Source organism: Prochlorococcus marinus str. AS9601 (genome assembly GCF_000015645.1).
In the GTDB taxonomy this organism is placed as follows: domain Bacteria; phylum Cyanobacteriota; class Cyanobacteriia; order PCC-6307; family Cyanobiaceae; genus Prochlorococcus_A; species Prochlorococcus_A marinus_O.
In genome coordinates, this window is the sequence record NC_008816.1 from 1262566 (window position 1) to 1286440 (window position 23875).

Here is a 23875-nt window from a genome sequence, read left to right on the forward strand (position 1 = left end):
CGTAATGTGTTTAGTCTCTTCTTCCGCCTCCTTGAAGTGCAATCATTAATCTCAATATAAAAACAAAAAGATTTATATAAGTTAGATACATACCTAAAGCCCCTGCAAGGTATTGATCATCATTATATCTTCTTGGCATTGTATAGAAATCGACAAATGACATTGCGACGAATAAGACAGTTCCAAATCCTGCAATTATCAATTCGAGTCCTGAGCCTCCAAAAACGCCTGGAGCAAAAAATCCTCCAATTAATTGGACAAACATTGCTATAAGCAGTCCTATCAACCCAAGACCAACTACCCCACTTAGTGCTTGACCAACACTATCACTCATTCTCTGGCCAGTATAAGAGGCAATAACAAAAGTTATACCAGTGGCTAAGGCAGCTGTTCCAACCGAACCAATACCAATAGTTCCTATTGCTAAAGCAACTATTCCACTTAAGGTGAATCCAGTTAACAAACTAAATCCTGTCAACAAGGGTAGGGCCTTCGCATTATTTGCATTATTTGCAGCACTTGTGGCTATAAAAAACAAAATCAATTCTGCAATTAATGCAACTATTGAAAGAGGCTGGAAAAGCCCAGGATTTGTTGCTATGAGTGAGACACCTGCTAAAACTCCTAAAGAAGTTAGAACCATACCTCCACCAACGTAAGGTAAAGCTTTTTGAACAACATTAGGTCCAACAATTGAACTAGTTTGTGCTTCACGAATAGCTTGATTGAAATTACTACTTGCTGGCATTTTCTTTTTTAAATATGGTTTTATTCTACTCGATTTTTAAAATTTCAGGGTACGGATCTCCAGAGTTATGAAGTTATTGATAAGCCTCAATAATTTTCTGAACTAAAGGATGACGAACCACATCTTCAACAGTTAAATAACAAAATTTTATATCTTGAGTTTTTGAGAAAATTCTCGATGCTTCGATGAGGCCGCTTTCCTGATCTTTTTTTAAATCAATTTGTGTAATATCTCCATTTACAACCATTTTGGATCTCTCTCCTAATCTGGTCAAAAACATTCTCATTTGAGAGCAAGTAGTATTTTGCGCTTCATCTAGGATAACTATGGAGTTATCTAAGGTTCTGCCTCTCATAAATGCCAAAGGAGCAACTTCAATAATTCCCTTATCAATTAACGAATTTGTTCTGTCAATCCCGAAAATACTATGTAAAGAATCAAATAAGGGTCTTAAATATGGATCTACTTTTTGTTGCAAATCACCAGGTAGGAATCCCAAACTTTCACCAGCTTCTACAGCTGGTCTGGTTAAAATAATTTTTTCAATTTTTTTCTCGTTTAATAGTCTTGCCGCGCAAACAGTTGCTAAAAATGTCTTACCAGTTCCAGCTGGACCGATCGCAAAGGTAAGATCAAAGCTTTCAATTGATTCAACATATTCTTTTTGTCTTATAGTTCTTGGTCTTAAATATCTTCCTTCTTTGGAACGCGCAAGAATTTTTTTTCCTAGTTCAGCATGTGAAGACGATTCGCCCATATTTAAAGAACTTAAAGCCGCTTTAAGATCTACCTCTGGGACTTCTAACCCTTGTTCCCAAATTGGTCTTGTTAGTTCTACTAATGCTGAGGCTCTCTCAATTTTAGATATGACACCGTTCATCTCAAGTTGTAAGCCCCTTATAGTTAAAGAAACTCCTGTAAGAGACTCAAATTTTTTTAAGAAAGAATTACCAGGTCCAGATAATGCTGTAGCAGCATCAGAGCTTGGCAGATCTATTGTGAAGTGACCAGTTTTGGAAACTTCTTTCATCTAGTTATTGAATAAGAATAAAAATTTAACAACTCACTAGCTTTCAGCTTCATTACCCTCGCTTTCAACTTTACTATTATCATTTTCTTCGTCTTTAGTTTTAGCCTTAGCTAATTTTTCCTTCTCTAACTTTGCTTTACCAATTGCGATCGAGGGTCTTTCTGTTTTTTCTAATAACCCTCCTTTTTCTAATAAAGTTCTTACAACATCAGTTGGCTGAGCACCCTGCGTAAGTCTTGTTCTTAAAGCTTCTGTGTCAAGTCTGGTTTCCTTTGTTCTTGGATTATAAAAACCTAGTTCTTGCAGGGGTCTACCATCTCTTCTGGAAGTACTGTTGCATGCAACAATTCTGAAACTTGCCTCTTTTTTCTTTCCAAAGCGCTTAAGGCGCAATTTAATCATCTTAAATTAATGCGTTTTAAATAATAATATCATTTAAAGGTAAAAATATAGAAACTATAAATCAGCAAAACCTTTTTTCTTTTTATTATTTTTTTGTTTTTTCATTTGCCTATTACCACTCATACCTCCCATTCCTGGCATACCTCCCATTCCTGGCATTCCTCCCATTCCTGGCATTCCTCCCATTCCTGGCATTCCTCCCATTCCTGGCATACCTCCCATTCCTGGCATTCCTCCCATTCCTGGCATCCCTCCGTTAGACATTTGTTTCATAAAACCTCTCATTCTTTGAAAATCGGCTAAAACTTTATCTACATCTTTTGCTTCATAACCGCTACCTTGAGCGATTCTTTGTCTTCTTGAGGGGTGAGCGGCAAGAACTTCGGGTTTTTGTTTCTCCTCAAGAGTCATTGACGAGATCATAGATTCTATTTTCTTAAGTTGATCTTCTCCATCTTTTATCATCCCATCATCTATTTTATTCATTCCAGGAATCAATTTAATCAATCCACCAAGTGAACCCATTCTTTTAATTAATCTCATTTGCTTTACAAAATCATTAAAATCAAAAGTCGCTTCTTGAAGTTTCTTTTGCATCGCTTCTGCATCAGCAAGTTCAACTTCTTTTTGTGCTTTTTCAACAAGTGTCAATACATCGCCCATGCCTAAAATTCTGCTGGCCATTCTCTCTGGATGAAATGGTTGCAATGCCTCTATTTTTTCACCTACACCTATAAATTTGATTGGTTTACCACTTATTTTTCTTATCGATAAAGCAGCTCCACCTCTTGAGTCGCCATCCAACTTAGTTAATATCGCCCCTGTGATTCCTACTTTTTCATGAAATGATTTTGTTAAGTCTGCAGCTTCTTGCCCAATCATTGAATCAACTACAAGCAAAATCTCATCAGGATTAGAAACTTCTTTTATTCGAACCATTTCACTCATCATGGAATCATCAATTTGCAGTCTTCCTGCGGTATCAATAATTATCGAATTAAAATCATTTTCATTAGCAAAATTCAATGCTTCCTTTGCTATTTCTTCTGGTTTGCTATTTTTTTCTTTAGCTGAAAAAACTTCCAATTCATATTGACTTCCCAATGTTTTAAGCTGCTCTACAGCTGCTGGTCGATAAATATCTGCAGCCACCAAAAGAACTTTTTTATCTTTTTCCTTTAAATAAAGTCCTAATTTTCCTGTTGCAGTTGTTTTACCAGCTCCCTGAAGTCCAGCCATCAAAATGACTGTAGGACTTTTTTCATTTTCGTTTAATGGAGAATTTTCATTCCCCATAATGTTAATCAACTCTTTATTTACAACTTCAATAAATTTTTGACCTGGGTTTACACCCCTAACTACTTCTTCCCCAATAGCTTTATCTTTGACATCTGAAATAAACTCTTTTACTACAGACAAACTAACATCTGCATCAAGGAGTGCTCTTTTTACCTCCTTCAAGGCATCGTTTATATTATTTTCACTAATTTTTGCTTCGCCTCTTAAACCCTTTACTGCGTCTTCAAAGCGTGACGAGAGTTCATCAAACATTATTAAAAAGTAATTTTAATTATTATAGATGATCTTGAAGTTTGTAATTACAAGCCGCTCACGAAATCAACCAATTTCCACGATTTATTTGAAAAGCCCAAAATATATTTAACTTTAAGGGGATTTAAAGATGTTTCATTAATAAATTCTCCCGAATTCTTTACTAACCTCTCTAAATAATTCAATTCTACTAAAACAACTATCCTAGATGAAGTTTGCGATTCCAAATCAATTTTAAGTATTTGGGAATTAATCTCCTTATAAATTCCTTTCTTGATATCGTTCTGTCTTTCTTCGATTGTTCGATCAATTAGACCTTTACTAACAATCTTAGAAAGATTAATTTCACCCTTTCCCTCTAAGTAATTACTTTTATTAAGAAGCCATCTATTAATTAAATTCTTTATATCTTCCAAAGTAGGTGAAGCAGTATTAAGTTCTTTGAATTCATAAGAAATAATTGAAGTAGATTTCTCAGAAATAGAATTCAATTTATTTGAAGGATTTTTTTTTATTTCTTGAATAATATCTATCTCACTAATCTTTTGATTTTTATCTTTTGCAATTAATGGTTTTTCAGCAATAGATTCGTCCTGAATTGATTTTTTAAAATTATTTCTTAAAAATCCAATACCAATACCAAATGCAAATAAGATCAAAAATGCATAGATATAAATTAAATACGGAGACCGATTAATTATCTCTTTATCCTTTAAGAATTCCCCAAAACTAAACTTAAATTCAGCAATTTTTTCAATTAAAAAATTATAAAACTCAATTGGTTTTTTCTTAAAGTATTCCTCATTGAATTCTGTTTTTTTGGTCTCAACCTTCTCATAGCCTTGTTTTATGCCACCAGGCCAAGGTAATCTTCTTTCATCAATATTCCCCAATACATTATCAAAATCTTCAGTCGTTTTTGTGGAGGATTCCTTCTCAGTTTGTTGGTTTTGAAGATTTGATCTAATTGCAATTTTTTTTGTTTTCTTTTCTAATTTTTCAATAAATTCTTGAATTTCCCTATCTTCAAACCAAGAATCTAAATCCACCTCTTTTGAGTTAATGTCTCTATACCCAACTAAAACATCATTTTCTAACCAATTTTTACAGAAAATACATATAGCTTCTAACTTATTTCCAGGATAATTATTGAGCCAATCTCGTAAATTTTCATCAGAACTACTTGAAAACCTTGCAGAGGCTTGGTCAATGTCAGCTAAAAGTAAATCTAAACAACCAACTAGAGGCATTGAATCAAGACCTGATAAATTTAATTTTTTTAAAATTCTTCTCGCTTCAAATAATTTTTCTGGCTTTCTTCTAGAGAAACCAATAGCTGTTAAAGATAGAAACGCTAAAAATCCTGCTTCTAATGATCCTCTTTTTTGTAATTCAAGAAACAAATCAATCTGTTCTTGCACTGTCAAAAATGGCTTTATTTGTTGAAAAAAAGCTTCAAACTCTTGCTGATTTAAATAATCTTTATATTCAGATTTATTATTACCTTCCAAACCACCTCTTTTGATTATTAAATTTTCCAACATACTTAAACCTTTTTTATGAGAGTCTTGATCATTTAGATCTCTACTAAGTAGATCTAGTATTCTGTAAGGAAGCAAAGCAGCCAAATCTTCTTCAAGTTCTTTTCTTTTTTCTCCAAGCTTTCCCATTCTTTGTAGAAGTTTTATACCTTCATGTAAAAAGTCTGACGCGCTCGAATAGGATCTAAGCTGTTGTTCTTGTATTGCAGAATCTCTAGCTGTTAAAGCAGCCAATAATGTTAAATCAGCTTCTCTACTACTTCCTAAAGCTGGGGTTTGAGGGGGTTGCAATGCTTTTCTCGTTATTTTAAAAGCTTCTTTTGGTGAACCTGATTCCCAAAGAAGTATTAATCCTGCTACTTCTCTATTTGAGGAAAAATCCAATCCAGAATTCCCATTTAATAACAAATTTTCGTATTCTCTTCTGCTTTCTGGATCTGTAAGTAGATCGGCAGTGAGGCGAAGTAGCTCAGATCTTTGGGTTAAAACTTCATAAGTAAAACCTTCATCAGGTGTTTTATCTAACCGCAATTGAAACGCCCTTAATATTTCCTCAGAAGTTGCAGAGGGGCTTACGCCAATTAAACGAAAATGGTCTAAAGGAAGTTCCAAACAAATATCCTATTGAAAATTCTTAGACAAATTTTATCAAGTTAAAAAATTTTTTCACAAGGTCTTACAGAGTTATTAAAAAAAATCATGAAAATCGCCCATCACGGCTTAGAATGTTAACAAATCAAAACTTCGTTAAGGTATTTTTCTTGGAAACACACGTAGAGAGAATCTCAAATCTTCAAGACATAAAAAAAGCCGAATTAGATCGAGAAACCGGATTATTCCTTTATGAAGACATGACGCTTGGTCGTAGATTTGAAGATAAGTGTGCAGAAATGTATTACAGGGGGAAAATGTTTGGTTTCGTTCATTTATATAACGGTCAAGAGGCTATAAGCACAGGAGTAATTGGCGCCATGAAAAAGAAACATGATTGGTTTTGTAGTACCTATCGCGATCATGTTCATGCACTAAGTGCGGGTGTTCCCTCATTTGAAGTAATGAGTGAACTTTTTGGTAAATCCACTGGTTGTAGCAAAGGCCGAGGTGGATCCATGCACTTATTTTCAAGAGAGCATCACCTACTAGGAGGATATGCATTTATTGGAGAGGGAATTCCTGTTGCCTTAGGGGCAGCCTTTTCAAGTAAATACAAAAAGGAAGTTGCTGGAAATAGTAATAGTGATGCTGTAACTGCAGCATTTTTTGGGGATGGGACTTGCAATAATGGGCAGTTTTTTGAATGTTTAAATATGGCCCAGTTATGGAAATTACCCATAATTTTTGTTGTTGAGAATAATAAATGGGCTATTGGTATGGCTCATGATAGAGCTACTAGTAATCCTGAAATCTGGAGAAAAGCGTCTGCTTTTGGCATGCACGGTGAGGAAGTTGATGGAATGGATGTATTAGCAGTAAGAGGGGCAGCACAAAGAGCAATTGAGCGAGCTAGGGCAGGAGAAGGTCCCACACTTTTAGAATGTTTAACTTATAGATATAGAGGGCATTCTCTTGCAGATCCAGATGAATTAAGGTCTGAAAAAGAGAAGGAGTTTTGGGGAAAAAGAGACCCTATTAAGAAATTAGCTCAAGAAATTATTGACGGTAAATTCGCTACGGAAGAAGAATTAAAAATTATTGAAAAGAAGATTGATGCTGAAATAGCGGAGTCAGTTAAAAATGCAATTGAAGCTCCTGAACCTCCTTCAGAAGAATTAACCAAATATATTTGGGCAGAAGATTAGATTAAATACCGCTAGGTAATTTTCTGGTTAAATTCCTTAATTTTCTTAGTGCCTTAAGTTCAACTTGTCTTACTCTTTCTCTAGAAACTTCTAATAATCTTCCAATTTCTGCAAGCGTATGTCTCTCATTTGCATCAAGTCCAAACCTTAGTTTGAGAACATGTTGTTCTTGCTCGCTTAAATGACTTAACCATTTACCAAGCTGCTCTTGATGCATTTTTTGTTCAACTTGATCTAGAGGTTCTTCATTATTACTATCTGCAATCAAATCACCTAAAAAGCTCCTGCCATCATCACCATTTACTGGGGCATCTAAACTACTTGTCGATAAGGCTTGTCTCAAAACAGAATCCAATTCTTCTACATCAATTTCCATTGCTTCTGCAATTTCAATTCTGCTTGGCATAGCACCAAGCTTATGAGCCAAATCTCTACTAACTTTTCTGATAGAAGCCAACCTTTCACTTAAGTGAACAGGTAAACGGATTGTTCTTGATTGACATGCAATAGCTCTTGTCATACTCTGCCTAATCCACCAAAATGCATAAGTAGAAAACTTATATCCTCTTGTCGGATCAAATTTTTCAACAGCCCTCTCCAACCCAAGAGAACCTTCTTGAACTAAATCAAGTAATTCCAGTCCTTTACCTTGATATTTTTTTGCCACACTGACAACTAATCTTAAATTAGCTTTCATCATTCTTTCTTTAGCTCTTCGTCCAATTTTTATAGTTCTTTTTTGCTGTGTTGTAAATTCATTAACCTTTTCATTTAATTGTCCATCTTCTGTAAGAATCATCATCTTCTGGACTTGATTACCCAATTCAATCTCTTCGGCAGGCGTTAATAAGGGAACTCTACCAATATTTTGCAAATACCAACTTATTGGATCATTACTCCTCCTTTTAGGTGGTTCTGATTGTATGGGTAATGATGAGACCATTTTTAGACCTAATAAGGTATTAAAACTCTCCTACACTTTTATGAAAATGGCCAAATATTTAATGCGCGCTTCAGATTTCAAGTAATATTTGTACACTTATGTGTTTAAAACTATAAATAACTCTCTTAAATTGTTTCTTTCAAGATATTTGTCTCGTTTTTATATTTCTCATTAATTTTGACAATTCGTCACCAATAACAGAAGCATTTGACCCTTTTTTGCACTTTGATGCAGCAAATGAATGCAGAAGTACATACTTAGCAAAAAAATCTGTTGATATATTTCTACACAAGGTTGAATCAATTGCAGAACTACCAGCTACAAAACCAGATAAAAGATCTCCCAATCCAGCTCGAGCTGTCTGAGAATCGGTTCCAAAAAGTTGCCATACTTTTCTATTATCAGCAACTACACTGTTAGCTCCTTTTAACAAAATACTGATATTGAATTCTTTTGCCGCTTCACGGGCAAGCCCAACATTGGTATGAGAATTGATATTGGGAAATAATCTTCCAAATTCTTTGCTATGTGGTGTAATCCATGTCTTAAACTTTCTCTCTAAAAAGAAATTTGCCCCCAACTTAGATTCCGAAATTCTATTAAGTGCATCTGCATCCAAGATCAATAATCCTCCAAAATCAATAAGATAGTCTTTTGATTTTTGCCAATCATCATTATCAATTCCTATTCCTGGACCGACAGCTAATGAATCAAATGCACTTAAATCAATATTCCTTAATGCACTAAATAAAGATGCATTGCCATTTTGGTTAGATTGCATAGTTTCTTTCAAAACTATTTCTGGGGCAACTTGCCAAATAGATTCAGAAACTATCCCAGGAAGGACCGCAGAGATAAAGCCTGCTCCACTTGACATAGCCCCTTTTAATGCCAAGTATGCGGCACCAGGATATTTTTCACTTCCTGCTATTAGTAATGTCCTACCTCTTTGATATTTGTTGTAATTTTTTGGTAAAGAAGGTAAATCAATATGTTTAATGTCTTTGTAAGTAACCTTAAAAATCTTTTTATCAACTTTGGACAGTTTACTAGTAGGTATCCCAACATCTATATGGTGCAATTCTCCAATAAAAGGCAAAGCAGAATCTTGGGTCAACCCAATCTTATAAAGACCAATGGTCAAGGTATAATCTGCCTTTACTGCGTTATCTAAAAAAGGCTCTCCTTTATCAGGACATAATCCTGTTGGAATATCAATACTTATTACCTTTCCATGTTTTTTATGAAATTTTTGATTAAACAGTTTAATTAATTTATCATCAACTTTTCTTGTTTGATTGTTACCAAAAACTGCATCAATCCAAAGCTCTTTCCCATTTGCATCAGGAGGCTCTACTAATTTTGTGACACCAATAGATGTAAGATAATTAAGGTGGTTATTTGTTAATGTTTTTTTTATCGGGAATGGACACCATACCTGAACATTAAAACCTCTCAAAAAAAGTTCTCTAGCTATTACTGCACCATCCCCGCCATTATGCCCAGGACCTATAAAAAAAGTTATTCCATGCTTGAGAAGAGGTTTCTTTTTTAAGAGCCATCTACTAATTTGGATACCAGCTTTTTCCATCAATGCTTCTTTTGGCATCCCATCAGAAAACATTTCTTTCTCTAATACCAGCATTTGCTTTGAATCAACAATTAAATGTTCAGAGTCAATTGTTGGCCATACAATTTCATTCATAATGAGTACAAAGCAATTGAAGTACTGTTCAAAAATTTAAACATTCATGTTAAAGACACAAAAGGATAAAAACTTAGAGAACTTTTTTTCTTCTAATAATAAAACTAAAAAGAAGAAAAATATTATTGTAGGTCTATCTGGTGGCGTAGATAGTTCCCTTTCAGCTGCCCTTCTTGTAGAAAGAGGCTGGAATGTTGAGGGACTAACTCTTTGGCTAATGAAAGGACAAGGCTCCTGTTGTTCTGAAGGATTAGTAGATGCTGCTGGCCTTTGTGAAGATTTGGGAATAAATCATAAAATAATAGACTCAAGAGAAATTTTCGAAAGAGAGGTAATTAAAAAAACTACTGAAAGCTATGAGAAAGGGTTCACTCCACTTCCATGTTCGATGTGTAACAAGAATGTGAAGTTTGAAGAGATGCTTAATTACGCAATAAGCAAAAAAGACTTTACTCATATTGCGACAGGACATTACGCAAGGATAAATAAATCATCATATGCTACAACACTTGATTGCAAGAACCTTGTATTTAAGGAATTCCTTCTTCTCAGAGGTGCTGACGAAAACAAAGACCAAAGTTATTTTCTTTATTCTCTTTCTCAAGAAGTACTAAGCAGATTAGAATTTCCTCTTGGTGAAATGAAAAAAGAAGATACAAGAAGGGAAGCCCTCAGATTAGGCCTTAGAACTGCTCAAAAACCAGAAAGTCAAGATTTATGTTTAGTTGAGCATTATGGATCAATGCAGATATTTATCGATAAACACATAGAACCCAAAGAAGGAGAAATTGTTCATGTAAATGGGAAAGTCCTTGGGAAGCACAATGGAATTCAGCACTTTACGGTAGGTCAGAGAAAAGGGTTGGGCATTGCCTGGCCTGAACCATTATATGTAAAAAGTTTAGATAGGTTAAAAAACATAGTTTATGTAGCAGATAAAAGTGATCTATTTAATAAAGAAGCAATAATTAGTAAGGTTAACTGGGTTTCAATCGAAGAACCTGAGCAAGAGATAGAAGTACAAGCACAAATTAGATATAGAAGTAATCCAGTAAAAGGTACATTAATCCCTTTGAAAAATTTAGATAATACAACTACAACATTTAAATTAATTTTTGAAGAAAGTCAAAGTTCGGTAACGCCCGGACAAGCTGCAGTTTTTTATAAGGGAGAAATTTTATTAGGTGGTGGATTAATTAGTTAATTTTCCAAAAGAAATTCAATCCCACAAATAATATAAATAAAAACAAAATAGGTTTATCTCCAAATTTTGTATAGAAAGTCTTTTCGGATGAAAAATTAGGGAACACTATTTCATTTTGCTCAACATCATAATCTAAAATTTTAATTATTTTTCCATCATCTTGAATTAAGCCCGAAGGGCCGGTATTTGATACAAGTAAATTATTTTTCATATTTTCAATACTTCTTAATCTAGCCAAAGATAGGAATTGATTATAAAGCTTAGCTGGATATGGATCTAAATTTGCTGCAGTTATTATTAGTTTTGCACCGCTACTAATAGCCTTTCTTATTTTTAGTCCATCACTAATTTCGTAACATATAGCTACTGCTAGTGGGGGTGTAAATTTAGGATCAAAAAATCTTGAATCAGAGCCTGGTTGAATGCCTCCTACTGCAGATAATCCTCTTGAAAAACTATCTAGAAATCTAGGTATTTTTTCACCTATTGGAACAAGTCTATTTTTATCTATAAATGTGGTAAAAGATTTATCTCCAATTTGAAATCCGAGTAAAGAACTTCTTAACTCATTATTTGAATTTCTGAAACCTCCTAACAAGGAATTAACCTTAATGCCTTTAGAAGAATAAAAATTATTAGATAGAGTTCCTTCTGGAGCAACAAGAAGTTTCGCTTTGTTTGACAAAGCATATTTTTGAGCGATAGATAGCTTTTCTTCAATAAATTCGTCATTTATTTTGAATTTTTCTCTTGTTGGTATATTTGTTTGCCAAATAGCTACTGGATATTCATAATTTCTTTTTATTGGAGTTGTTAAACCTCCAAATAAATGTAAGAAAATAAAAACCAAAATTCCTAAAAGAAATATTTTCTTAAAGTAAAGTTTTCTTTCCCATCTACCTTGAATATAAAAAATCCAAAATCCAAACAATATTTGCAATACGCATAAACCACTTGCACCAATCCATCTTGCTAAACCAGCAAGATAAATATCACCTGGTATAAGACTCTCTCCTAAACCTATCCAAAAAAAAGGGGTTTGAGAAAGTATCAATTCACCAATACCCCAAGTCAAAGATAGAAAAAATACTTTTACTATTAAAGATAATTTTTTCATTTTGAAAACATCCTCTTTCCAGAGAATAATTTCAACTAATAATCCCCATAAATAAACTAATATCCCACCCCAGAAAGCGCAAAATAATAATATTAAAATGGCAATACTTATACTTGCAAGCTTTGAAAAACCAAGCCATGTCAATGGATGAAGATCATAAAGCCAAGAATGACTTATCAAGATAAAGAAAAAACCCCAACAAAAATTTGCTATTCTCCTTTCACTTCCCTTCCATAAAATAAATAATGATATCGGCATAAAAATCAGCCAAAAATGAGTTGAAACTGAAATACCTCCTAAAATCCCTCCTAAACAAGGGTAAAAATATTGTCTTAGACTTTTAACTTGAGTTGGGATTAACAATCTAAAATTACGAAATTAAATTTATAATCACCCATTTATTGTACCTTCATTCTGTAGACTAAGTTGTAGTAACTTTCAAAATTTAAGTGAGAGAAGTCTTTATTAGTTTTGCAGTTTTTGTTTTTTGTGTTTCATTAACTCTTTTCAGTCAATTTAATTCACCTCAAGTTGTTAATGCTGCTGAATCAGAAATTCAGTCAGTTCAAAGATCACCTGTTGCAAAATCATCAAATGTCTCAAATAATAATTTATTTGAACTAGACCCATCAGATCCAAATCCTATACTTTTCGCTATGGCAGAAGAAACACCATCAGACAACAATTCAAGGACTACAGAAAGCGGTCTAATTATTGCAGATATCGTAAACGGGGAAGGAGATGAGGCTAGTGCTGGGCAAACAGTTACTGTAAATTACACAGGAACGCTAGAAGACGGGACACAATTTGATACCAGTATTGGCAGAGCTCCATTCAGCTTTCCATTGGGTGCTGGCCGAGTAATAAAGGGTTGGGACGAAGGTGTAGCAGGCATGAAAGTTGGAGGCAAAAGAAAATTAACAATACCTCCGGAACTTGGTTACGGATCAAGAGGAGCTGGAAATGTAATTCCTGCTAATGCGACTTTAATATTTGAAGTTGAATTATTAAAAGTCAATTAAATTAAGTAAGAAAAATATCTAAGACTTTTCAATTTAGTTAATCTCCAAGTAATATATATACAACATCAAATATTTGAAATGTTAAGTAAATTCATCAATTCTTTTCTAGATAAAAAATCCCCAATGACAGTCCATGCTCACTGCGATGGTCCTTGTGGAGTTTACGATCCAGCATCTACGAGAGTTGCAGCTGAAGCAGTTTTATCAATGACAAAAAAACTTATTGCATTAGAAGCTCCTTCTAGCACTGATTCAGCAGAGTGGGCTGCATACAGTAATACATTTTCTAGATATGTTGCAGTTAAAGAAGAGCAAGCAAAAGAAACAAAGAAAGATATTTTAATTTTGTGGACAGATTACTTTAAACCAGTTCACTTAGAAACTTATCCAGACTTACATGAAACCATTTGGAAGGCGGCCAAATTATGCAGTGCATGCAAAGTTAATATTGACTTAGCCCAAGCTGAAGAACTAATGAGTTATGTAGAAAAAATTCATAATATCTTCTGGGCTTCAAAAGGAAGATCAGACGCTTTTGTAAAAGCTAGTTAATCAGAATTATTTTCAAAAGTTTTTTTGATTTTATTTTATTTTTTTTAGGTTTAAGAAGAACCGCGATTATTAGTGGTGAATCTATGTTTCCTTGCCTAAAAGAAGGCGACATTGTATTTTTTAAAAAATATAAAAAGAATAAATCAATACTTAAAAATCGACAAATAGTTATTTTTAATCATCCAATTAAAAATAAAAAACTAATAAAAAGGATAAATTCAGTAAATAAAAATAACGTTGAGGTTATTGGCGACAATATTGAATTTAGCGAAGATAGTAATAAATTTGGATTAATCAATAACGAAAAAATAATTGGGATTGTTACCTCTAAAATGATTATTCCTAAATTAAAAAATTTTTTAATTCAAAAAAACAGAAGCGCTTCTTTGAATCCAAAATAATCCCAAAGAAAAGGAAAGACCTCCTGCTACAGTTATTAATCTTTTAATAAATTTTTGACTTGCTTTAAAGGTAGTAAAAGATATTAAAAAAGTAAAAAGATTCATACTTATGATTGAACCAATCAAATATGAAATCAAATAAAAGCAAGCGCTTATTAAAGGTAGTGCTAAAGCAGGAAGAACTGCAAGAAAATGTGAACCTCCAGCTATACCGTGTAGCAAGCCTAAACCAGTCAAAGCATGTGAGTGCTTATTATTATTTTTTTGTTCCTTAACATGAAAGTGAAAGTGACGATGGGCAATTCCATTCTCATGCTTATGGGAATGCGAGTGGATACTTAATTGAAAAGAATTTTTTATAGCAAATACTCCAACAATTAAAAGTGAAATTCCAACTAAGAATTCGGCAATACTAGAAAATTTGTTTAATGGCGTAATATCCTTAATAAAAATCGCTAGAAAAGCTAACAAAAGGACTCCTGAAGAATGTCCCAAACCCCATGAGAAACTATTTTTAAGAGCTTTTTGGGGATTATTAATCGCTGCTGGTGCCATTGCAATTAGATGGTCAGCGCCGCTAACTACATGCACAAATCCTGAGACTATACCTGTTAAAATTACAGCCTGCATATATATTCAGGACAACTCTGTTTATCCAATTTTATAGCACGATTTGAAGTCAATTTTAAATTGAGTTAAATAATTTCTTGAACGATTGTTCAATATCAGTTTCTCTCATAAAAGTTTCACCAATTAATACTCCCATGATTCCAATAGATCTAAGCGATTCTAAATCTTCGGCACAATTAATTCCAGATTCACTTATGGGAATAATATTTTGTTTTAAAAATATATCTGCATATGTATTCATCAATTCTTTTGATGTTTTTAAATCCGTTTTAAAAGTCTTTAAGTCCCTATTATTTATTCCAATCAAATTAAAAGATTTTAACTTTAGAATCCTTTCTAATTCATAAGAGTTATGGACTTCAACAAGAACACTCATCTTTAAATTATCAGCTATTTTCTTTAAATAAATTAAATCATCATCACTTAAAATCGCAGCGATTAATAATATTGCATCAGCACCAGATACCCTTGCTTTATAAATCTGATAAGCAGAAATAATAAAATCTTTGCAGAGTAGAGGGAGATTAGTAGATTTCCTTACAGTTTCGAGTATTTCATAACTACCTTGAAAAAACTTTTTATCGGTAAGTACTGAGATACATGATGCACCTAATCCTTCATAACAAATTGCTATGTTTTCAGGGTTAAAATCTTTTCTAATAACTCCTTTACTCGGACTAGCTTTTTTTATTTCAGCAATAACTCCTGGTTTTATTTTTGACTCCAAGATATTTTTATAAAAATCTTTGGGAGTAGGAAGATTTTCAATTTTTTTGATGAGATCTTCTAAAGAGACTATTTTTTTAAAATTCTTAATTTCAATATCCTTGTGCCATACAATTTCTTCCAGAATGTTTTTTGCTTGTGCTTCTCTATGAGGTACAGCATATTCTAAGTTTTCTACCCTCACTGTTGGATTTGGTGGCCTGCGTCTTATCTCCATTAATTTTAGGTATTATTTTATTTGAGAAGCCGCCTGTTTATATGCGACCTCCACTACTTCACTAAGAGTAGGATGAGTATGAACTTCTTTAGATAGTTCAAGTACATCTTGGTTCCTTGAAATAGCGTTCGAAATTTCTTGAATTAAATCAGCTGCATGTAACCCAAAAATATGAGCCCCTAATACTTTCCCATTATCTTTGTTGAAAATCAACTTTAGCAATCCATCACTCTCTAATTCAGCCAATGCTTTTGAATTAGCCTTAAAGAAACTTTTGACAACTCCCAAAGTAAAATTTTCTTTTGTAGATATCTCTTTAGCTTCAACTTCAGAGAGACCAACTGAACTTATCTCTGGGTGAGTAAAGGTTGCTGCGGGGATACTTTTATAGTTAATTTCGACATTACCACCGCAAATATTATCAACAGCAATAGTACCCTGCGCTGCAGCTGTATGGGCTAGCATTAATTTGCCTGTTACATCTCCAACAGCCCAAATGTTAGGTATTATTTCATCACCATTCTTAACTCTCATTTGATCATCTACAGGAATAAAACCTTTTACTGTTTCGATACCAACCGACTCAAGATTTAAGTTATTACTATTAGGACTTCTGCCAGTTGCTACTAGTACAGCGTCAACTTCTAAAGTTTCTACAACTTCCTTAGATTTTGCATCAGTCAGTTCTATTTTTACAGGGCATCCAGGTGTTATTTTTGTCGCAAAGACATTTGATTTTGTGTCTATATCTCTTGCTTGAATAAGGTTCTTCTTGGCAATTTTAGTGATGTCTGGATCAAATGTTGGCATAATATTCTCCAAAGCCTCAATCATGGTAACTTCACAACCAAGCGCGGTATAAACATCAGCAAATTCTAGACCTATATATCCACTTCCAATAATTGCTATCCATCTTGGAAGCCACTCAAGTTTAACCGCATCATCGCTAGTAAATACGGTCCTATTATCCAAAGTTATTCCACGGGGCACAAAAGGAGAAGAGCCTGTTGCTATAACAATATTCTTACATGTAAAAATTTTATCAATTCCGTTTTTATCTCTTACACCTACTTTTTGATTTCCTTCAATTCTTCCAATGCCCAAAATAATTTCAACTCCACTCCTTTTAAGAGTTTTTGTTAAATTTTCTCTAACATTTAAAACTAAATTATTTGCATGATCTGCAATTTTTGATCTCTCGAACCTTACTGGTGAAGCATGTATACCAAATTTAGCTAAATGTTCATAATCAGCTATTTCTCTAACTTTTCCACTTGCAGCCAAAAGAGCTTTAGAGGGAACACAACCCTTGTTAACACAAGTGCCTCCCATATCAGAAGATTCTACTATTGCGACTTTCAGCCCCTTACCAGCAGCATGTTTAGCGGCATCAAAACCTCCATATCCTGCTCCTATTACAATTAAATCAAAATCAAAACTTGAATCAGTCACTTTTTATTTATTTATTTAGAGGTATATGCGACTCTTTTTCGTTCAAGTAATAACGGAACTGCAACACAAGCCACATTCAATGATTCTACAATCTCGCTATGCGGAATTGTAATTGTTTCATTAAAAGCTTCTTGAATTTTTTTATGAATACCTTTACCTTCATTACCCAAAATTAATGCTGTACGTCTAGACCAATCAACTTCCCAGTAAGGTTTTGAAGGTTTTTTTGTACTCTCATTATGGCTACTAGTAGAGAAAATCTTAAATCCTACATTTGATAATTCAGACAAAGAATTAAGTAAAGAATTTAATATTTCTTCTTCAATGCCATCAAATCTTAAAAATGGCAGATGAAAAACTGCACCTGAGGATGCTCTTAATACCTTTTGGCCTAATGGGTGCGCACCTCCAGCTAAAAAAATTGCATTAACACCCGCAGCTAAAGCGGTTCTAAATAGATTACCCATATTCCCAGGATCTTGAATTCTGTCGAGAACAAGAACAAAATCATCTTTTCTATTAAATTGATAATTAGGTATTGCTGAAATCTCTACTAAAGCTGCTATCCCATCTGGATTAATTGTTGAAATCGCTGACGCCAAGACTTCCTCTGAGACAATATTTATTAATGACTCATCAAATTTTTTGCTTAGATTTTGATTCTTTCTTAGCCATTTTTCAGTAACTAAAATCTTAGAAGGATTTTTTCCAGACTTCAGCAATTCTTCAATGAGATGTGTACCCTCTATGCAAAAAAAGTCTTGATCTTTTGGAGATGATCCTCTTTTAAATGATCTAAATCTTTTAACTAGATTATTGTTTTTACTAGTTATTTTTAAAAAAGTATTTTCTATGAGTATTTTGAAAAATTTGTTATCAACTATATTTTAATTACATAAATATTTTGAACAATTATTTATTAAATTTTTATTTCCCAAAAAATCAAAAAATACATTTTCACTTTTAATTAATATTCATGACGTTACATAGGGTGGACTTAATAATATTAGTTTGTCATGATGAATCTAATAAATTAAGTCTTAATGATTTGCGGAAGCAAAACGAAGTCATATCTTAAATCGCAAAATTTAAAGATTCTTGGCCAAGGCAAGTTAAATGGAATAGTTGAAATAAGTGGTGCTAAGAATTCCGCCTTAGTTTTATTAGCCTCATCATTGCTAACTAATGAAAAAATAATTCTTGAAAATGTACCTTTTCTCACTGATATTGAAAAGATGGGGAATATCCTAAAGAATCTAGGAGTGAATTTAGTTCGTAAAAACAACCAACTAGAAATAGATCCAACAACTATTTCGATTAAAGAACTTCCATATGAACTTGTTAAAGGATTAAGAGCTAGTTTCTTTTGTATAGGTGCACTATTAACTAAATTTGGAGAAGCTCAAGTACCGTTACCAGGTGGATGCAACATTGGTTCAAGGCCAATAGAAGAGCACATTAATGGATTAATCGCACTAGGAGCAGAAATTATTATTGAAAAGGGAATTGTAAAGGCAAAAATAAGGGGGAACAAAAATAGACTTCATGGCACTCATATTAAATTAAATTGTCCAAGTGTAGGTGCGACTGAAACTTTAATTATGGCAGCATCTTTAGCCAAAGGAAGAACTACTATTGAAAATGCTGCTAGAGAGCCTGAAGTTCAAGATTTATGCCAAATGCTTAATAAAATGGGGGCAAAAATTTATGACTCCGGTAAAGAAACAATCATTATTGATGGTGTTAATAAGCTTGGCGGATGTACCCATAAAGTAATTCCAGACCGAATAGAAGCTGGGACTTTTCTAATTGCTGCTGCTGCAACTTCCTCTTCAATAACAATTTCTCCAGTAATCCCTCATCATCTTGAAGCTGTCACTAATAAGCTTCAAGAGAGTGGGAGTAAAATTACGATTAAAGGTAATTCTATTTCTATCAAGAGTAAAGAGATTAAAGGAGTAGATATTGAAACAGCTCCTTTCCCAGGCTTTCCTACTGATTTGCAGGCACCATTTACAACTCTAATGACAATCGCAAATGGTGAATCAAAGATAACTGAAACAATTTTCGAAAACAGAATGAATCATATTTATCTACTTAATGAAATGGGCGCCAGTATAAAACTAAACAAAAACGTAGCTCACATCAAAGGTGTTAAAACAATTAATGGGATGAATCTAGTTGGCTCAGATTTAAGGTCATCAGCTGCATTAATAATTGCAGGAATCATCGCAAAAGGTAGTAGTAATTTCTATGGATTAGAACATCTTGATAGAGGTTATGAAAATTTTGAATTAAAACTAAAAAATTTAGGTGTAAAAATAATTAGAGAGATCAGTAAAAATACTTTTGAGGAGAATGGATATAAAATTGAATCTAAATCTGAGAATCTTTCAAAACTCGGAGCAGCCTAACCTTTTCCAAATATGTTTTTAAAACTAAGGGAATTGATTTAAACGTAAGCAATATTAATTAGTGAAATACAACCCAAAAATAATATAAACAAAACTAGAAAGCGATTAGACCAAATTTTATTTAAACCATTAAAATTGAATTCGTTCATACCCAAGTTCCGCTATTAGATCCGAATGTTGTGAGTATAGTTACCGCAACAAAAAGATAAGGTACAAATTTAAAGGATAATTTTTTAGCTTGAGTTTTAGACATTTGCTTTTTTTTATTAAATATAACACAATATTACTAATCATGAAGCTATATCCTCTAAAAAAAGACTTTTAATCGCATTTAATCACAAAAATGTATCATAAATGTTTAAATTTCCTTTTTTACCTCATTTCTTGTCAGCAAATGCAATAAATATAATTCTAAGTTTTTATCGGAAAGATTAACTATTAACAAACGTTATCTTGATCATTGTTCCTTGACCAAAACAATAGTCAACAAGTTGATTTTTGTTATAATAAAAAAGTTCATTTTTTCAAAAGCCTTGGGAGCGTGGTGGAATTGGTAGACGCACCGCACTCAAAATGCGGCACCTTCGGGTATGTCGGTTCAAGTCCGACCGCTCCCACTTTGATGAATACCTATAGTCGATTCGATATATCTTTCAAAAAAGGAAAAGGTTGTTGGTTATGGGACAAATCAGGTAAAAAGTATCTTGATGCAGTCGCTGGTATAGCGACTTGCAGTCTTGGACATAGCGATAGAGTTTTAAGAAGAAGGCTATCAAGTCAACTAAAAAAGATTCAGCACATTTCCAATCTCTACAACATTGAAGAACAAGAACAATTAAGCAGAACTTTAACGAATATGAGTTGTGCCAAAAGCGTCTTCTTCTGCAACAGTGGTGCAGAAGCAAATGAATCAGCAATTAAATTAATTAAAAAATATGGTAATACAACAAATAAAGGTAAAGAATCAATTATTCTCGCAGCAGAATCTAGCTTTCATGGAAGAACGCTGGCAGCCTTGAGTGCTACTGGACAGCCCAAATACCAAAAAGGTTTCGAACCAATGATTCAAGGGTTCAAATTTTTTAAATTTAACAATTTTGATTCTGTAAAAAAATTATTTGAAGAGTGTGAAAATAATGACCAAAAGATTTCCGGCGTTTTAGTTGAACCAATACAAGGAGAAGGTGGCGTAATTCCAGGAAGTAAAATATTTTTCAAAGGCCTTAGAGATATATGTAATAGACATAATTCTCTTCTAATTTTAGATGAGGTCCAAAGTGGAGTAGGTAGAACTGGAAAAATGTGGGGTTATGAGAATTTAGGAATAGAACCTGATGGATTCACCCTTGCTAAAGGATTAGGAGGAGGTCATGCAATTGGAGCATTATTAGTAAAAGAAAAAGCCAATATTTTTACTCCAGGAGATCATGCAAGCACTTTTGGGGGAAACCCTTTCGCCTGCAAAGCTGCTCTAACTGTATTAGAAGAAATAAATAGAAGAAATCTTATTAATAATGTTTATCTAAGAGGGGAACAATTAAGTGCTGGATTTGAAGAATTGTCAAAAAAATTTCCAAATATTATTAGCGAAAAAAGAGGTTTAGGTTTAATACAAGGTCTTGTGATCAATGATGATTATGCTGAAGCAAAAAAAATTACATTAAAAGCTTTTGATAAAGGATTACTGGTAGTTCCTGCAGGAGGAAACGTCGTAAGAATTGTCCCACCATTAGTTATATCTCGAAGAGAAATTAATATTCTTTTGAATAAGCTAAATTCAATTTTTGAAGAGTTATAACAATTTAAATTTTGAAAAATGCAAATTTAAAAATTTTTGAATTATTATCTCCTAAATACGAAAGGGATAATATCAAATTAGGTTTATCAAGAATTAAAAAAGCACTTCAAGAACTTGGTAATCCCTGCGGAAATGTCCCTGCGATACAAATTATTGGAACCAATGGGAAAGGATCAATCGCAGCATATATAGAGAGTATACTTTTTGAAGCTAAAAAGAATTTTGGTGTAACGACATCTCCTCATCTTTTTGACGTATGCGAAAGGATTAGAGTAAATAAAAAAAATATCAGCAAAACTGATTTTGAAAAAATCTATAAATTAATAGAAACAAAATTTTCAAAATTTGAATTAACACCTTTTGAAAAAATTATTTGCTGCGCACTTAATTTTTTTGATAATAAAAAAGTTGAATTGCTCATTCTTGAAGCTGGCTTAGGGGGACGATTAGACGCGACAACAGCTCATAAATCTAGACCAATAATTGCTATTGGGAATATTGGCTTAGACCATAAGGAATTTCTTGGAGATACGATTGAAAAAATTGCCAAAGAAAAATTAGCAGTTATTGAACAAAATTCAATTGTTATCTCATGCCACCAAAATAGTAAAGTTGAAAATTTAATAACCAAAAAAGTTAAAGAGGCAGGTGCAGCAATTATTTGGAAAGATTCAATTTCAAACAGCTATGAGCTTGGATTAAAAGGAATTTTTCAAAAGCAAAATGCTTCAGTAGCTGTTGGAGCAATTGAAGCGCTGAATAATTTGGGATTCAATATAAAAGAAAAACATATATCTGAAGGTCTTAAAAAGACAACTTGGAACGGAAGGCTAGAAATAATAAATTATTTAAACAAAGAAATTCTTGTAGATTGTGCGCATAATTATCCTGCTGCAAAAGCACTCTCTAATGAGCGAAGCAATTGGGAGAATGAAGATAAAGGAATTTATTGGATTTTAGGTGTCCAAAGACAAAAAGATATTTACGCAATATTAAAAACACTTCTAAAGAAAAATGATCACTTATTACTTGTGCCAGTTCCAAACCAACCTTGTTGGCAATTAAATGATCTCTCTCAGATTAAAGAAATTGACTTTCAAAAAATAATTGAATTTAAAAAATTTGAACATGCCATTGAGTATTTATTTTCCCTGGAAACATGGCCACCTAATCATCCTGTTGTAACAGGTTCTATTTTTTTAGTTGCTGAATTTATTAAATTTGCGTATAAACAGAAATTCTAAATTTTAAATTGTTCTCTTACTTCCCAACCTTCCAATTTCCCTGGATTTAATAGCCCTTTTGGATCAAATCTTAATTTCGCTTTTACTTGATCTGCATCCACCACTCCGAGACCTCCTCCTTCAACTGTTAAAACATGAGGATTAAAAATAAACGCACCAAGTTTCTTGCAATCTTCCATTATTTCTTTTAATTCTTCTGGCCCATTCCACTTTAAAACAGGCAAAGCCGCTAATCGCGGTGATCCTTGTTGTGAAACTGCCTCTAAATGCCAAAGAACTTTTTTACCCCATTTTTTCCTCAAAAAATTAATTAATTCTATTTCATTATTAAGTGGCAAAAGCATCTGTAAATACGTCCAATTTTTATCCCTAGACCTCATATGAAGAGTTGTATGATTCCATACGACTTCAGAAATTCCATTCACGAGCTTTTCTTCTTCCCCAAGTAAGGTAGATTCAACTTTAAATTTTTTACAAATAAGCTCGATGGTTTTTATTCCTCCAAGGGTAGATTGTATTAATATCTTGTGACTTCTAGATTTACCTTTAAACCATTTTGGCATTTGATCTACAATTTCTTCTTCAAGAATTGCTCCTAATTTCAGATTAATTGCTGCGCTAGTAAGAGTTTTTAATATTTCTATTGTTTTTTCAAATTCAATACAGTCGATAACTAATGAGTACCACTTACGTTTGATATCAGTAGCAAGTAATAAAGAAGTAATTATTCCATTAGTCCCATAAGCATGATTAAGAGGTTCGGATTCTTCAGCATCAAATTTTAGTAATTCAGGTTTTTCATTCATCGTTACTGCCTCTAAACCTAAAAGATTTCCTGGATCCCTTAAAAATCCCCATCTAATGGAACCAATACCTCCTGAACCACCTGCAATAAAACCTCCAATTGTGGCAGTTTTCCAAGTACTAGGAAGTAACCTCAATTCCCTCCCATATTTATCTAATTGTTTATTCAAATCTCCCATAACACAGCCAGATTGTACTTTTACAAAGCCTGTATCTGGATCAAATTCTTCTAACTTATTAAATTGACTCATCTGCATCACAACTCCTTTAAATAATGGGACAGCTTGTCCATAATTACCCGTACCTGAACCCCTTAAAGTAAGTGGGATAGATAATTCCCAACAAATTTCTGCTACTTCTTTTACCGCTTTGTGATCACTAGGTCTTACCACCACATCAGCAATACATTCGTCTAATTTTTCAGTAAGGATTGGAGAGTAGTTATAAAAATCTTTTGAAAGTCTTTTTACATCGGATTTATTTTCAATAATCTCTAAGTTTTTGACTTCTCTAAATTTGTCTATAAATTTAAGTTTTGATATCATTAATAAAATTTTTATGATTTGTATATAAAT

At 33.1% G+C, this 23875-nt stretch carries 21 protein-coding genes and 1 tRNA gene; 9 read left to right on the forward strand and 13 right to left on the reverse strand.

Features of this window, described 5'->3' with window-relative positions; translation table 11 throughout:
* Nucleotides 1–10: 10 nt before the first annotated feature.
* The 5 genes from A9601_RS16120 to A9601_RS16140 form a co-directional block, all read right to left on the reverse strand.
* On the reverse strand, nucleotides 11–748 hold the full coding sequence (locus tag A9601_RS16120) for a Bax inhibitor-1/YccA family protein (RefSeq protein WP_011818901.1): 738 nt from the start codon (nucleotides 746–748) through the stop codon (nucleotides 11–13).
* Nucleotides 749–821: 73 nt separating this feature from the next.
* Nucleotides 822–1778, reverse strand: a complete 957-nt coding sequence (locus tag A9601_RS16125; protein ID WP_011818902.1) for a PhoH family protein — start codon at nucleotides 1776–1778, stop codon at nucleotides 822–824.
* Nucleotides 1779–1814: 36 nt separating this feature from the next.
* Entirely contained in the window at nucleotides 1815–2180 is a 366-nt protein-coding gene (gene rpsP, locus A9601_RS16130; RefSeq protein WP_011818903.1) for a 30S ribosomal protein S16, read from the reverse strand.
* Between the two features lie 54 nt (nucleotides 2181–2234).
* A complete protein-coding gene (gene ffh / locus A9601_RS16135; RefSeq protein ID WP_011818904.1) occupies nucleotides 2235–3731 on the reverse strand; it encodes a signal recognition particle protein in 1497 nt (498 codons plus the stop codon).
* Between the two features lie 47 nt (nucleotides 3732–3778).
* Nucleotides 3779–5884, reverse strand: coding sequence for an IMS domain-containing protein (locus A9601_RS16140; RefSeq protein WP_011818905.1), 2106 nt, complete (start codon nucleotides 5882–5884; stop codon nucleotides 3779–3781).
* A gap of 113 nt (nucleotides 5885–5997) precedes the next feature.
* On the opposite strand from A9601_RS16140, the gene pdhA reads away from it, so the two are divergent.
* Nucleotides 5998–7071, forward strand: a complete 1074-nt coding sequence (gene pdhA, locus A9601_RS16145) for a pyruvate dehydrogenase (acetyl-transferring) E1 component subunit alpha (RefSeq protein WP_011818906.1) — start codon at nucleotides 5998–6000, stop codon at nucleotides 7069–7071.
* Between the two features lies 1 nt (nucleotide 7072).
* Here the strand turns inward: pdhA and A9601_RS16150 are convergent, their stop codons facing one another.
* Entirely contained in the window at nucleotides 7073–8014 is a 942-nt protein-coding gene (locus tag A9601_RS16150; protein WP_011818907.1) for an RpoD/SigA family RNA polymerase sigma factor, read from the reverse strand.
* Nucleotides 8015–8153: 139 nt separating this feature from the next.
* A complete protein-coding gene (locus tag A9601_RS16155; RefSeq protein WP_011818908.1) occupies nucleotides 8154–9719 on the reverse strand; it encodes a bifunctional ADP-dependent NAD(P)H-hydrate dehydratase/NAD(P)H-hydrate epimerase in 1566 nt (521 codons plus the stop codon).
* A 46-nt stretch (nucleotides 9720–9765) separates the two neighbouring features.
* On the opposite strand from A9601_RS16155, the gene mnmA reads away from it, so the two are divergent.
* Nucleotides 9766–10923: a tRNA 2-thiouridine(34) synthase MnmA gene (gene mnmA, locus A9601_RS16160; RefSeq protein WP_011818909.1), complete on the forward strand. Its 1158-nt coding sequence runs from the start codon at nucleotides 9766–9768 to the stop codon at nucleotides 10921–10923.
* On the opposite strand, the gene A9601_RS16165 is transcribed toward mnmA, so the two are convergent.
* Entirely contained in the window at nucleotides 10916–12403 is a 1488-nt protein-coding gene (locus A9601_RS16165) for an apolipoprotein N-acyltransferase (RefSeq protein WP_011818910.1), read from the reverse strand. The two genes, mnmA and A9601_RS16165, sit on opposite strands and share 8 nt — an antisense overlap.
* A gap of 86 nt (nucleotides 12404–12489) precedes the next feature.
* Between A9601_RS16165 and A9601_RS16170 the strand changes: the two genes are divergently transcribed.
* From A9601_RS16170 to sodX, 3 genes are all read left to right on the forward strand, one after another.
* Nucleotides 12490–13062, forward strand: a complete 573-nt coding sequence (locus A9601_RS16170) for an FKBP-type peptidyl-prolyl cis-trans isomerase (RefSeq protein ID WP_011818911.1) — start codon at nucleotides 12490–12492, stop codon at nucleotides 13060–13062.
* Between the two features lie 78 nt (nucleotides 13063–13140).
* Nucleotides 13141–13614, forward strand: a complete 474-nt coding sequence (sodN, locus tag A9601_RS16175) for a superoxide dismutase, Ni (RefSeq protein ID WP_011818912.1) — start codon at nucleotides 13141–13143, stop codon at nucleotides 13612–13614.
* An 8-nt stretch (nucleotides 13615–13622) separates the two neighbouring features.
* Entirely contained in the window at nucleotides 13623–14015 is a 393-nt protein-coding gene (gene sodX / locus A9601_RS16180) for a nickel-type superoxide dismutase maturation protease (RefSeq protein ID WP_071813230.1), read from the forward strand.
* Here sodX and A9601_RS16185 read toward each other — a convergent pair.
* From A9601_RS16185 to A9601_RS16200, 4 genes are read right to left on the reverse strand one after another with little or no spacing between them, the layout of a single operon-like run.
* A complete protein-coding gene (locus A9601_RS16185; RefSeq protein ID WP_011818914.1) occupies nucleotides 13974–14645 on the reverse strand; it encodes a hypothetical protein in 672 nt (223 codons plus the stop codon). The two genes, sodX and A9601_RS16185, sit on opposite strands and share 42 nt — an antisense overlap.
* Nucleotides 14646–14700: 55 nt before the next feature.
* Nucleotides 14701–15588, reverse strand: a complete 888-nt coding sequence (trpC, locus tag A9601_RS16190; protein ID WP_011818915.1) for an indole-3-glycerol phosphate synthase TrpC — start codon at nucleotides 15586–15588, stop codon at nucleotides 14701–14703.
* A gap of 12 nt (nucleotides 15589–15600) precedes the next feature.
* Nucleotides 15601–17040, reverse strand: a complete 1440-nt coding sequence (gene lpdA / locus A9601_RS16195) for a dihydrolipoyl dehydrogenase (RefSeq protein ID WP_011818916.1) — start codon at nucleotides 17038–17040, stop codon at nucleotides 15601–15603.
* Between the two features lie 11 nt (nucleotides 17041–17051).
* Nucleotides 17052–17924, reverse strand: coding sequence for a TrmH family RNA methyltransferase (locus tag A9601_RS16200; protein ID WP_430270484.1), 873 nt, complete (start codon nucleotides 17922–17924; stop codon nucleotides 17052–17054).
* 159 nt (nucleotides 17925–18083) lie between these two features.
* Between A9601_RS16200 and murA the strand changes: the two genes are divergently transcribed.
* The 4 genes from murA (at nucleotide 18084) to A9601_RS16220 (ending at nucleotide 22496) form a co-directional block, all read left to right on the forward strand.
* Nucleotides 18084–19454 (forward strand): UDP-N-acetylglucosamine 1-carboxyvinyltransferase, encoded by a 1371-nt coding sequence (gene murA, locus A9601_RS16205; RefSeq protein WP_011818918.1) that lies wholly within the window; start codon nucleotides 18084–18086, stop codon nucleotides 19452–19454.
* Nucleotides 19455–19989: 535 nt separating this feature from the next.
* A tRNA-Leu gene (locus A9601_RS16210) sits at nucleotides 19990–20071 on the forward strand.
* A 5-nt stretch (nucleotides 20072–20076) separates the two neighbouring features.
* Nucleotides 20077–21252, forward strand: coding sequence for an aspartate aminotransferase family protein (locus A9601_RS16215; RefSeq protein ID WP_011818919.1), 1176 nt, complete (start codon nucleotides 20077–20079; stop codon nucleotides 21250–21252).
* 11 nt (nucleotides 21253–21263) lie between these two features.
* A complete protein-coding gene (locus tag A9601_RS16220; protein ID WP_011818920.1) occupies nucleotides 21264–22496 on the forward strand; it encodes a bifunctional folylpolyglutamate synthase/dihydrofolate synthase in 1233 nt (410 codons plus the stop codon).
* On the opposite strand, the gene A9601_RS16225 is transcribed toward A9601_RS16220, so the two are convergent.
* A complete protein-coding gene (locus A9601_RS16225) occupies nucleotides 22493–23845 on the reverse strand; it encodes an FAD-binding oxidoreductase (RefSeq protein WP_011818921.1) in 1353 nt (450 codons plus the stop codon). The two genes, A9601_RS16220 and A9601_RS16225, sit on opposite strands and share 4 nt — an antisense overlap.
* Nucleotides 23846–23875 lie beyond the last annotated feature (30 nt).